Genomic DNA, 13,090 nt, shown 5'->3' on the forward strand with positions numbered 1-13,090 from the left:
ACAATTTTACAGCGTAACGAATAACGCTTATACTTTAGCCTTAATACTGAAAATCCCCGTGAGGAGTATGGATGCTAAGCTTTTTTCCTTCGGAAGAGTTTTCAACCCTTCCCACGATTTGAGCATCAACACCGAATGATCGTGATATACCAATAATTTCTGTCGCAACTTCTTCAGAAACATATAATTCCATACGGTGTCCCATATTGAACACCTGGTACATCTCTTTCCAACTCGTACCGCTTTCCTTTTGAATAAGTTCAAAAAGCGGAGGAATTGGGAACATATTGTCCTTAATGATATGAAGGTCTTCCACAAAATGAAGAATTTTTGTCTGGGCGCCACCACTGCAATGAATCATGCCGTGGATTTTTTCTTTGTTTACTTCGGAAAGTATTTTTTTGATTATGGGGGCGTAGGTGCGGGTTGGTGATAATACGAGCTTTCCAGCATCCAGCGGACTGCCATTTACTGAATCGGTTAATTTTTTTGTGCCAGAATAGACCAAATCCTCTGGAACCTGGTGATCAAAACTTTCGGGGTATTTGGTGGCAAGGTATTTGTGAAACACATCGTGCCTGGCCGATGTTAGCCCGTTACTTCCCATTCCTCCATTGTATTCGGTTTCGTAGGAGGCTGTTCCAAAGGAACTCAATCCAACGATCACATCTCCTGACTGAATATTGGCGTTGTCGATCACATCTGCTCTTTTCATTCTGGCGGTAACCGTAGAATCTACAATTATTGTTCTTACCAGGTCTCCGACGTCGGCTGTTTCACCCCCGGTGCTGTGGATCTGAACTCCGAATCCGGCGAGGTCCGAAATCAATTCCTCAGTACCATTGATAATAGCCGAGATCACTTCACCAGGAATGAGGTTTTTATTCCTTCCAATAGTGGAGGATAGCAGGATATTGTCGGTAGCCCCAACACAAAGCAGATCGTCTATGTTCATGATCAATGCGTCTTGTGCTATACCCTTCCATACAGAAATATCGCCGGTCTCTTTCCAGTACATATAGGCCAGTGACGACTTGGTTCCCGCTCCATCGGCGTGCATTACCAGACAATAATCTTCATCGCCGGTAAGGTGATCCGTGACTATTTTACAAAATGCTTTTGGGAACAGGCCCTTGTCGACATTCTTTATCGCATTGTGCACATCCTCCTTGGAAGCTGAGACTCCGCGTTGTGCGTATCGTTTTGAAATTTCCTGACTCATATTCGGCTTTGATTACAAAAGTAAGGAATAAAAAAAAGCTCAGCGAACTGAGCTTTATTTTAATTTTTAGGGTTATTCACTATTGCCAATCCGGCATAAAAGCATCCTCATGCCTAACCTCTCTCGTATCCTGGGTGTTAAGATCCAGGCGCAAGACATTTCTCTGAGAAAGACCGTCATTAGATGTGTTGGTAAAGATCACAAAGGCCTCATTTGGTGCAAAAATTGGATCCAGATCTATAGTTCCAGCAGGTTTATTATCTGAAACATCGGTCGTTTCCATAGTGGACCTGTCGTAAATGAACAATCTCGTATCTAATTGTCGGTAGTCTTCATTCTCAAATCCAGACACATCATAGGAGTAAAGAATCTTTTGGTCGTCTATGGATAGGTCTAGACCTCCTACTGCACCATCCACTCCATCTATTACCGTGTCGATCACGGTTCCGGCTTCATTAATGGTGAAGATCTTCGCATCGTATCCCTGTAGATTATTAGTCTTCAATACAATGAGGTCACTGGTTTCACTTACTACTACTTCAGATATAAGCGACCCGTCTGGTGTTTGATACAATTCCACTGTTCCCAAACCGTTGAATTGAACTCGATAAAGCTTATCGAATCTAGGGTAGTAAATACTTACCCTGTCTTCAGGCCAGTCGATATCAAGTTCTTCAAGGTTGAAACCATTGGGTTTTACGGGCCCGGTTATCTTTCGTTTGTTCGATCCATCCCTGTCCATTATAAAGATATCCACGTTGGATCCGTCATTTTGTAGATAGGCAATCTTGTTAGCCCGGACATTTCTGCGCGGACGGTAACTGTTCACTTCGGAAGAAGTAAGTTGAAATTCATCACCGTTCTCATCGGCGGAGAATATCACATTATTACCGTTGATCTTGCGCACGAAGAGAACTCGGTTGTCAACAGGTGCCGCAATTACTTCGAACGCACTAACCGGGCTAATCACCGGATCATTGATCTCGTCGGTCGCGGTTACTTGCCACACATATGAAGTTCCCAATGTCAACGGAGAATACGTAAGAGTGGTATCCGTTAAATTCTCAAATAACATCGTTTCATTGGTGTCCACATTTCTTAATTCAAGGGTATATATTATCGGATCACCTTCAGGATCTGTTGAATTCCAACTAAACATCGCTTCGATACTTTGCAGGACTTCATTGTCCATAGGAGTTATGAGCTCCGGTGCCGAAGGTGGCCTGTTGTTAGCCGTAGACGGATCTAATTCGAAAACTACATTAGAAGAAACATTTCCATTGATAGTTGCAGGTTCAAAATCGGCGATATAACCTTCTTTTCTCGCTTCCACCGAATATTCACCCACCACGATATTTTCAATAATAAATGTTCCCGATGAATCTGTAAATACAGTACTCGAAACAGGGTTGGTGGAAATCCGAACATTCTCCAGAGGCGCATTGGATCCGGAAACCACTACTTTACCCGTAAGTGTTCCAAATTCATTCTCCCCGATTTTATCCTCATTACAGGAATACACCAGAAGAAATGCTAATGAAACGAACGCGATATATTGTAAACTCCTTTTCATAATTCGCTACTTATCTTTTTTAGTCTTTAGTTTAGTTTTTTTCGAACCGAAGTGATAGTTAATACCGGCCGAAAAAGTAAAGAAGAAATCGTCTCTCCTTCCGCGAACCTCATTATCGATCTCGTCGGAAAAAGAAGGGTTCCAGTCTCCCTTGGCAATAAATGAAATCCGGTCGGTCACCTGGTATTCAAGTCCGGCCCCAGCCTTCATAAAGAAGTAGGTATCCATTCTCTCAAGTAGGCCATCCGGTGCTTCATCCACAAAAAGCATTACTCCCGGTCCCGCATACAGGAAGGGTGATAGCTTATCATGTGGTAAAAGATTGTATTCCAGCGTTGCTGCTTCAGAAACCCACCAGTGGCGTGTTGTGGTATTTGAGTTTAAACGGAAAAAATTCGTAGTAAGTCCCAAACTGAAGTTAGGGATAAACCTGTACTTGTATCCAAGTTCGAAGTTATGATCCACTTCATTTGTGTTGAAATCACCATCCACATAAGCTACACCGTATGAAGCATGTGCTGAGTGACGATAATCGTGATCCTGGAACTCTCTTTCGTACAATTCTGTGCTAGCTTCGAGTTCTTTCTCCAGAAGGTACTGCTCCACGATTTCCTTGTCTTTCTCCGGACCTTCAAGAGTAACCCAAAGTTGATCTTTGATACCCTCATAGATAAGAACCTCAACTGCTTTTTCGATAGCTTCCTGCACTGCCAGCTGCGTGGGTTCATTTTTAGTAAAACCTGTTTCAGCTTCGAGAAGTCGTTGAAAATTCACAAATCTGAATATTCCTACATCTACGGCCTGTGAAAGTATTGTTTTTGAAACGTTCACCGTCTTCAATATCTCTCCAGTCGATGTTGAAACCGCTCGCAGATAGATGGTTATTCTATCCTGGCGATACTGCGCAGACCCGCCAGTCCCAAAATAACGAGCTCCTACTCCACCGGTCATGATGTTAGTATCGTAAGAAACGATACCACCTTCCAGTAAAATTCCCGCAAATAATAGCGGACTAAGACGCTGGGCTCTTTGTTCGTCCTCTCTAAGATATTCCTGTCGAGTGGTTCGAATGATATTACGTTCATTAAGAAGGTTGGCAAAACTCTCCCTTTCAATAGGTTTAAACCATTTTGAATCTTCAAGGGCTTTGATAAGGATAGTGGTTGCCCCTTGTGTTACAGCTGTACTAAACGTACTCCCTGCCTCAATATTTTTATACTGACCCGTTTGATCTTTGAAGTTATAAACTCCCACCACGATAGGTTTATCCGGTGGCGGCAGTTCCAGCAATCGTTCGGTGGAAGAGGTATTTTCAGCAATCCTGGCCTCCTGATTCCCAGTGGGCTGGTTATAGTATGCTCCGCAACCGGTTAAAAGCAGGAACGCGAGCATAACACTCAATTTACCTGTAATGTATCTCATAAGTTATCCGTTTGGAATAATCACTTGGGTTTGTTCTCCTGTTGTAATGTCCAGGACATTAATAACCAATCCTTCAGTGGATTCAAAAACTTCATATTCGAAATTTCCGCTTCTTGAAGTTCCTAAAGGAGGGTTATCTCCCCCGAACTGATTGTTGAATTGGTTGTTGAGAAGATTATCGAGATCGTTCAAGTCGCTTAAGCCTTCCAGTCCCCCGATCGCATTATCCGAAAACGGATTCTGTGCATTGGCTGAATTCAACATCCATGTATAGTTGAAAGGATCACCTCCGAATGCAGGATTCTTTGGAGTATAGGTAAGCTGCTGTGCCATACCATAAGACCCGATCGAAAGAAACACAATTAATACTGTTAGTCTCATAATCAATATTTTAATACTGTCTTACTATGTTCTTTTGTTTTTCCAGATTATTAAAGTAGGCTATCGTGCGTCGTACCGCCATCTCAGCCATGCCCTTAATATAATCATTCTGGGGTCTTACAAAAAATTCAAGGATGATCTCATCTCCAACTAGCACCTCTATTTTGGTGTTATTAGCGATGGCAAGAACCTCCTTCACTGTAACTATTTTGGACCCATTTATATTATAATATGTATAACCGGTATAATATTCTTTATAGAAATCGCTACCCGGCTTGGTTTTGGTATCTTCCAGAACAATTCCCCTTAATTCCACACCGTCACTAGCTGCAAATTCATCGCGTACGTCGTTGTCTTGCTTTGGTTTAAGGACAATTTTTTTCTCTTCTGAATCATCATTCAAAACGACACGGTCTTTACCCAACAATTGATCTTCCAGGTTGTACACCAGCAGAAGTACGATCATCCTGGATTGGTCCTGATTACTAATAGTAGTATTGGAAAGTTTTTTCTTCTCACCTGTTTGAAGAACAAAGCGATTGCTTTGCTCGTTCTTGGATTTGTTTCCGGAAGGATCGGTTCTGAATACGGTGAAGATATATCGCAAACTTTGGCTGATCCGCGTTTTATTGTAGGCGTAAGCCGAAACATTCATGAATTCGGAATTACCGGTAATTTTGATCTCAGCTTCGATCTGGGTGTTGTACACCTGACCTTGAATTGAAGTAGTGAAAATTGAGATCAAAAAAACCAACATACTCTGTAGTATGTGATCTTTTTTAAACATTACTGTCTCTTAACGTTTCGTATGATAACCGTTTGGTTATTGCCGCGCATATTTATTTTCATTCTATCCGACATCGAATTACTACCTATTACATATAGTTCCTGATTCGATCCATTCTGAACCACTCGACCACTGTGAAACAGTTGTGCGCTGGTCCCTATATCGTAAAATACGTTATTAAATCCACGTTGCAAAATTTGTTCGTCTATACCAACGGCTTCTAGATCCAAATAGGCTTCATTATTGTTCCCAAACTGAAAAGCCGAAACGTTGCTGACTGCAGAACGCAATTCCGCTTGAAAGGCATTGTTGTTACCAATTTGGCGAACAAATACATCATTAGATACCGAATTTGCTTGAGGAGTACTGTTTTGTAAGAATTGAGATGTGTAAAGATTGATCTCCTGGACCTTGCTTCCTACCGCAGTCCTTGGAGTAATCTCCACGTTTTTATAAGTCTGACCCATGGTCAGTGATACCATCGTGAAGGTAAGTAACGCAAAAAGGAGTATGCTGTTACGTATTTTCATATCAACTTAGTTAGGTTTATGTTGATGCCCCGGTTTCCCAAGGCTGAAATATTTAATACAAAATCACTTTTAAAAGAGGAATTTACAGGGGTGCGAAACACCCCCGTAAATTACCTAAAGCTTATTATAGTCCTCCACCATTATGTTGGTTAACGATAGAAGTGTTTCCTGCACCAAACTGAGTAACTGTACTCATGTGTCCAAGACCGTGCTGATGCGTGTAACTAAAGTTGTAAAGTCCAACTTGTAGTACATCAGAGTCATTGTAGCGTCCGTACTGCTCGGTCCAAGCTCCGTTTCTGTATCCCAGTTGAAGAACATCAGAATCGTTACTCTTACCATGCTGATCTGTTACTGTCCAGTTCTGAACTCCAAACTGAAGTGTAGTAGAAGTATTCTTTCTTCCTAACTGATGTGTCCAAGCATAGTTATCTACACCAATTTGAAGGGCATAAGAATCATTCTTTCTTCCTTCCTGAAGAGTCCAAACAGTGTTGTCTTTTCCAACCTGCACCGCGTCCGCATCATTTTTTCTTCCTCTCTGGATGATGTCTGCTTCGTTACGTTTTCCTCTTTGGTAAACATTTGCATCGTTACGACGACCGATTTGGTCTACTCGAGAATCATTCTTCTTTCCTTTCTGGTCTACGTTAGAAATGTTGCCTATTCCAATTTGAGTTGTAACAGACTTGTTCTTTTTTCCACGTTGAAGAACATCAGACTCGTTACCAGCACCAAGCTGAGCAACATAAGAATCATTCTTTTTTCCGTACTGGTCTACATCAGAATCGTTGAAGAAACCAATTTGGTTGGCGTCAGAATCATTCATGTAACCAACCTGGTTAACATCAGAGTAGTTTCCAACTCCTAATTGTACAACGTCACTGTCGTTGTATTGAGCGAACCCAACAGTTGCGAATAATAGTGCCGCAGCACCTAAAATCACTTTTTTCATAATTTAAAAAATTTAGAGGTTATATATTGATTAATAAAAAAGTTCAGTATTTCAATTGCAATATTAGTTGACAACTCCTACATAGAAGTTAAAACAACGTATTACTAACGTTAAATATCAGGGGATAAATTTCAATCTGGCAGTTATTTTACTAACTTTCCAGATAATCGGAACCAGAACTTCGGAGATAAGTTATAAGTGAGATTCGGGGGCTCATTTTTTAACTTGGTCTGTTTTAAACCTAAAAAATCTTTTGGAGGAGTAATGCTTGATTAATTAGGATAGTCAAATATCTCCATTATATAAGTCATATGAAATACGAGTATATACGTATATTTCTCAAAATCAGTAATTTGTACTATTTTTCCTACAAGTTTTGAGAGTGTTATCGGACGACTATCCTAATTCAACCGCCAAATCACTTAGTATTCAAGGATTTCCATAAATGTTAAATTTATGTTAAGTACTTTTAATTCCGAAAACGTTTTCGGAAATCGATAAAAGTATACCGTTAATCTGTCTTTTCTGTATGTCCAGGAAGCGCACATCATAGCTATTGTCTCGCCAAAAATCTAAATAAAAGAAAAAGCCCGCCTAAGCGGGCTTCTTTTTAAATAGGATTATTTATTGCCAGTCCGGCATAAAGGCATCTTCGTGTATGACTTCTCTCGAATCCTGGTTAGCAGGATCCAAAAGCAGGACATCTCTCCGCGAAAGACCGTCATTAGATGTGTTGGTAAAGATAATAGACGCTTCATTCGGTGAGAATAAAGGATCTATATCTATCGTTCCTTCAGGTTTATTATCGGAAACATCCGTTGTTTCCATAGTGGTCCTGTCGTAAACGAACAATCTGGTATCCAGTTGACGGTAGTCCTCATTCTCAAATCCGGACACATCATAGGAATAAAGTACCTTTTGATCATCTATAGAAAGGTCCAATCCTCCAACAGCTCCATCCACATCTTCTAAGACAGTATCGATTACGGCCCCAGCTTCATTGATGAGATAGATCTTTGCATCGTAGCCTTGTAGATTATTGGTCTTCAATACGATCAGATCACTGGTTTCACTTACCACTACCTGTGATATCAGAGATCCGTCCGGTGTTTGATACAATTCTACTGTACCTAAACCATTGTATTGAACTCGATAAAGCTTATCAAATCTGGGGTAGTAAATACTTACCCTGTCTTCAGGCCAGTCAATATCTATTTCTTCAAGATTGAAACCATTGGGTTTTACCGGTCCGGTTATCTTTCGTTTGTTCAGTCCGTCCCTATCCATTATATAAATATCAACGTTCGATCCATCATTTTGCAGATAGGCGATCTTGTTGGCCCGAACATTTCTACGCGGACGGTAACTGTTCACTTCGGAAGAAGTAAGTTGAAATTCTTCACCGTCTTCATCTGCCGAAAATATCACATTGTTATCATTGATCTTTCTAACGAACAATATCCTGTTATCCACCGGTGGCGGTGCAACTTCAAATGCGCTCAGCTCACTGGTCACTGGCACGTTGATGTCATCGGTGGCTGTAACTTGCCATACGTACTTGGTACCAAGCGTTAATGGAGAATAAGTCAATGTAGAATCGGTAATCTCTTCAAAGAGCGTCACTTCATTGTTATCCAAATTACGTAGTTCCAGAGTATAGGTAATAGGATCGTCCTCCGGATCCACAGATTCCCAGCTAAAGATCACTTCTATACCTTGCAGCACCTCATTATCTTCCGGAGTTAGCAGTTCCGGTGCTGATGGCGGCCTGTTATTAAAGGTAGAAACCAGTAACTCGAAGACCACAGTGGAAGTCCTGTTACCTTCAACGGTAGCCGGAGTGAAATCGGCCAGGTAGCCATCTTTTTTAGCTTCAACGGCGTATTCACCTACCAATAGGGATTCAATAATAAAGTTTCCTGAACTATCTGTAAATACGGTACTGGAGACCGGATTGGTAGAGATCTTTGTATTAGGCAGCGGCTCATTAGAACCTGAAGCGACAACCTTGCCTTTCAGTGATCCAAATTCATTTTCATCGATCTTGTCTTCGTTACAAGAATATACAATAAGGAGCGACGCTGCTATAAGGACTAAATATTTAAATATGTTTTTCATGATTCTTTCCTCTTAATTAGCGTGTATTCTTCTTACTCGTACCGAAATGAAAGTTTAAACCTCCTGCAAATGTGAAGAAGTAATCATCCCTTCGGCCACGTATCTCATTGTCAATTTTATCGGTAAATGTTGGGTTCCAGTCACCTTTCAGAACAAAAGATATTTTATCTGAAACCACATACTCGAGTCCTGCTCCTAATTTCAGGGTTAGGAAGGTATCCCCGTTCTGTAAATACATCCCGTCCGATTCGTCCGTGAAATACATATACCCTCCTCCCGCATAAGCAAACGGTGTTAACCTGTCATGAGGCAGAACGGTATATTCTGCGAAAAGTGCATGGTTCAACCACCAGTGATTAGTATCATTGGTAGAATTCAGCCTGAAGAATTGATTGGTCAATCCTATACTAAATCGATCTACGATCTTGAACTTATAGCCCAATTCGAAATTATAATCCAGGATTCCGGAAGTGTAATCACCATCAACCAGCGCTAAGCCGGCAGAGACATTAAGTGTATGACGGTGATCATTTTTGAGGTATCTCCTATCGTAAAGGCTCGTATTAGCTTCCAATTCTTTCTCGAGTTCAAATGCTGAAATAATCTCTGCATCTTTTTCGGGACCATCCTTGGTCTTCCAGAGCTGATCTTTGATACCTTCCAGGATGAGTTGTTCCACTGCTTTTTCAATGGCCTCCTGAACTGCAAGCTGAGTAGGTTCGTTTTTAGTGAAGCCTGTTTCTGCTTCCAGCAGTCGTTGAAATTTCACATATCGGAAAATCCCGACGTCAACCGCCTGGGAAAGTATGGTCTTGGATACATTTACTGTCTTAATAATTTCACCTGTGGAAGTTGAAACCGCTCGAAGATAAATAGTGATTCGGTCCTGGCGGTATTGAGATGATCCTCCAGCTCCGAAATAACGCGCTCCTACCCCACCGGTAAGGACATTGGTATCGTACGATATTATTCCGCCTTCTAAAAGGATACCCGCGAACAACAAGGGACTAAGCTTCTGTGCCTGTGCATCCTCTGTATTCAGGTATTCCTGCCGGGTCGTCCTAATGATATTCCGTTCGTTCAATAGATTTCCGAAGTTCTCTCTTTCTATGGGAGTGAACCATTTGGAATCCTCTAGTGCTTTGATAAGAATGGTAGTCGCACCTTGTGTTACAGCCGTACTAAACGTACTTCCGTTCTCGATGTTCTTGTATTGCCCTGTTTGATCTTTGAAATTGTAAACCCCTACAACGATAAGTTTTTCGGGTTCAGGCAGATTGAAAAGTTTTTCGGTTTGTTTTGTTGTTTCTGCGATTCTTGCATCTTCATTTATAATGGGTTGGTTAAAATATGCACCACAACCGCTTAAAACCACAAACCAAGCCAGAATAACTAATTTGGTTATAAGTGGTCTCATAATATTATCCGTTTGGAATGATTATTTGTGTCTGTTCACCCGTGAGGATGTCCAGAACATTGATCACCAATCCTTCTACGGATTCGAATACTTCATATTCGAAGTTGCCGCTTCGGGAGGTTCCTAGCTCGGGAACACCTGTTCCAAATTGATTCTGAAACTGATTGTTCAGCAAATTGTCCAATCCGGTCAATTCATCGAATCCCTGTAGTCCCAGTTGATCATCTGAAAACGGGTTCTGGGCGTTGGCCGAATTAAGCATCCACGTATAGTTGAAAGGATCTCCGCCAAAAGCGGGATTCTTCGGGGTATACGTGAGTTGTTGGGCATATCCGTAAACGCTCATACCAAGCATCAGTAAATACATCACATGTTTCATAAGCCCTTTGTTAAAAATGTTTAATCATATCTTCTTCCTTCTTAAGTCTTTCGAAATACCCCATCGTTCTCCGGATGGCTTCGTAAGACATGGCTTTCAAATAGTCGTTGCTGGGTTGCACCAGGAACGCCATTACAGTGTCATCGTCAACGATCAATTCTATAGCGGTGTTATTCCCTATGGTTAGCACCTCTTTGACCGTGACTATTTTGGGGCCGTTGATATTATTAGCCAGGTAACTGGTATAGTAATATTGATAGAAGTCCCTACCGGGTTTGGTCTTGGTGTCTTCAAGCACAATCCCTCTAAGAATCACCCCGTCGTTTTCCAGGTATATACCTTTGATTTCTTCTATTTCTTCTTGTGATATTGCTCCTTCTTTGTTTTCATCACTGTCGTTTAAGACGATTCTGTCTTTCCCTAACAATTTATCTTCCAGATCGTAAACGAGTAACAGGATGATGATTCTCTTTTCTTCGGAAACATTTAGAACGGTACTGGCCAATTCACGTTTTTCACCAGGTTTCAGGACAAACCTGCCGGTTTGGTCAGATTTGGAGTGGTTATTGGATTCAATTTCATTGCTTATTACAGATAGGATGTAACGCAAACTGTGATTCAACATTGTTTTGTTAAAGGCGAATGCTGTGATGGAGATGAATTCGGTATTGGGCTCCATAACGATTTCTGCCTCGATCTCGCTATTATAGATCTGGGCACAAATCGCGTCGGTTTGCATCAACTGTAGACAGAGCGCAGTAAATAATATAAATACTGCTTTTCTCATTACTTTAATTCCTTTTTATATTTCGTATAATCACTGTTTGATTGTTTCCTGTCATGTAGACCCGAATCCGTTCTGAAAGTGAATTGCTACCTATATTAAATAGTCTTTGATTATTCCCTTTCTGGTAGTACAGACCCTGATGGGTCCTTTTGAGAGTGTTTCCCATATCGTAAAGAACATTGCCGTTGCCCTGTTGAAAAATCAACTCATTTATATTTACGGCACTTCTTTGCAGATATGCATCATTTTTACTTCCCTGCTGAACGAATCCAACATTTGAGAAGACACTCCTGATATCGGCCCTGGCCATATTGTCCAAACCAACTTGCCGTATATAAACATTCCTAGAGCTAAGATGTTGAGAAGACCTCTTATAATCCAGGAATTGGGCTGTATACGGACTAAAAGGAAGCACATGGCTATTCGCCGAATTTCGAGGCCTGATCTCTAAATTCTTATAGGTCTGGCCCATCATGCATCCGAAAAAGCTCATTAACAGAAGTACAATACCAATATGGATATTAACTTTCATAATTTATATGGTCTTTAAAAGAAAAAAGTAGTGCACAAGTGATCTTGAGAGACCCTTGTACACTACTCATCCTCACAGAAACTACTGTGACAATCTACCTAAGGACGTTAGAATCCTCCTCCTCCAGCATTATATTGATTAACACTAGACGTGTTTCCAGCGCCAAGCTGTACAACGGTACTCATGTGACCTAGGCCTTCTTGGTGAACGTAGCTAAAGTTGTACAATCCAACTTGCAATACGTCTGAATCATTGATCACACCAAATTGTTCTGTCCATTGTCCATTACCCCATCCAATTTGCCATACATCGGAGTCGTTAACCCAGCCAAACTGACCTACTGCACCCCAGTTTTCATGACCTAATTGAATTGAAGTAGAAGTATTACCAAATCCTTCTTGCCATACGCCTACTAAGTTGTCACCACCTAATTGTAGTGCGTAAGAGTCGTTAGCGTGAATGAACTGTCGAACATAGGCTTCGTTATCGTAGCCTAGCTGTACAACATCAGAGTCGTTGATCCAGCCATATTGTCCAACATCAGCTTTGTTAGTAACACCTAATTGGAAAACGAATGAGTCATTAAGCCATCCGATTTGTTCAACATCAGCATCGTTACCAGCACCTAACTGAACTACCAATGATTGGTTGTCAATTCCTTCTTGGAACACTTTGGAATCATTTAATAATCCGAATTGTAGAACGTCGGAATCATTTATCCAACCAATTTGATCTACGTCGGAATTGTTCATCATACCCACTTGGAGTACGTCACTGTCGTTAAATTGGGCGAACCCAACAGTCGCTACTAAGAGCGCAAGCAAACTTAACAATAACTTTTTCATGATATATATATTTAGAGGTCGTGATACGCATTTCAGCATATCGATTAAATTCACGTTCGATGCGTCGTGTAATTCCTGACGCATTATCCACGTCAAACAAGTGAAGAATTTGAATAGTAAAGCAGGCGTTATCTCTGCTATT

At 41.1% G+C, this 13,090-nt stretch carries 13 protein-coding genes; all 13 read right to left on the reverse strand.

The genetic code is table 11. The features are described from left to right. Nucleotides 1-40: 40 nt before the first annotated feature. Complete coding sequence (locus J1N09_RS05380) at nt 41-1,222, reverse strand: AIR synthase related protein (protein WP_265198718.1); 1,182 nt, start codon at nt 1,220-1,222, stop codon at nt 41-43. A gap of 79 nt (nt 1,223-1,301) precedes the next feature. Next, the gene (locus J1N09_RS05385; RefSeq protein WP_265198720.1) at nt 1,302-2,795 is read right to left on the reverse strand and encodes a carboxypeptidase-like regulatory domain-containing protein; all 1,494 of its coding nucleotides are present in this window, start codon (nt 2,793-2,795) and stop codon (nt 1,302-1,304) included. Between the two features lie 6 nt (nt 2,796-2,801). Further along, a complete protein-coding gene (locus J1N09_RS05390; protein ID WP_265198721.1) occupies nt 2,802-4,217 on the reverse strand; it encodes a CsgG/HfaB family protein in 1,416 nt (471 codons plus the stop codon). A 3-nt stretch (nt 4,218-4,220) separates the two neighbouring features. Beyond that, complete coding sequence (locus J1N09_RS05395; RefSeq protein WP_265198722.1) at nt 4,221-4,598, reverse strand: curli assembly protein CsgF; 378 nt, start codon at nt 4,596-4,598, stop codon at nt 4,221-4,223. Between the two features lie 10 nt (nt 4,599-4,608). Next, entirely contained in the window at nt 4,609-5,385 is a 777-nt protein-coding gene (locus tag J1N09_RS05400; protein WP_265198723.1) for a CsgE family curli-type amyloid fiber assembly protein, read from the reverse strand. Then, nucleotides 5,385-5,915 (reverse strand): hypothetical protein, encoded by a 531-nt coding sequence (locus tag J1N09_RS05405; RefSeq protein ID WP_265198724.1) that lies wholly within the window; start codon nt 5,913-5,915, stop codon nt 5,385-5,387. The genes J1N09_RS05400 and J1N09_RS05405 overlap by 1 nt, the downstream gene beginning before the upstream one ends. A gap of 124 nt (nt 5,916-6,039) precedes the next feature. Continuing rightward, on the reverse strand, nt 6,040-6,870 hold the full coding sequence (locus J1N09_RS05410) for a hypothetical protein (RefSeq protein ID WP_265198726.1): 831 nt from the start codon (nt 6,868-6,870) through the stop codon (nt 6,040-6,042). 624 nt (nt 6,871-7,494) lie between these two features. After that, the gene (locus tag J1N09_RS05415) at nt 7,495-8,988 is read right to left on the reverse strand and encodes a carboxypeptidase-like regulatory domain-containing protein (protein WP_265198727.1); all 1,494 of its coding nucleotides are present in this window, start codon (nt 8,986-8,988) and stop codon (nt 7,495-7,497) included. A gap of 16 nt (nt 8,989-9,004) precedes the next feature. Continuing rightward, complete coding sequence (locus J1N09_RS05420) at nt 9,005-10,405, reverse strand: CsgG/HfaB family protein (protein WP_265198729.1); 1,401 nt, start codon at nt 10,403-10,405, stop codon at nt 9,005-9,007. A 4-nt stretch (nt 10,406-10,409) separates the two neighbouring features. Beyond that, entirely contained in the window at nt 10,410-10,784 is a 375-nt protein-coding gene (locus J1N09_RS05425; protein ID WP_265198731.1) for a curli assembly protein CsgF, read from the reverse strand. A 10-nt stretch (nt 10,785-10,794) separates the two neighbouring features. Then, nucleotides 10,795-11,571, reverse strand: coding sequence for a curli production assembly/transport protein CsgE (locus tag J1N09_RS05430; protein WP_265198733.1), 777 nt, complete (start codon nt 11,569-11,571; stop codon nt 10,795-10,797). 4 nt (nt 11,572-11,575) lie between these two features. Next, on the reverse strand, nt 11,576-12,103 hold the full coding sequence (locus J1N09_RS05435; RefSeq protein ID WP_265198735.1) for a hypothetical protein: 528 nt from the start codon (nt 12,101-12,103) through the stop codon (nt 11,576-11,578). Between the two features lie 107 nt (nt 12,104-12,210). Beyond that, entirely contained in the window at nt 12,211-12,927 is a 717-nt protein-coding gene (locus J1N09_RS05440; protein ID WP_265198737.1) for a hypothetical protein, read from the reverse strand. Nucleotides 12,928-13,090: the final 163 nt, after the last annotated feature.

The organism is Aureitalea sp. L0-47 (assembly GCF_026126405.1).
Classification (GTDB): domain Bacteria; phylum Bacteroidota; class Bacteroidia; order Flavobacteriales; family Flavobacteriaceae; genus Pukyongia.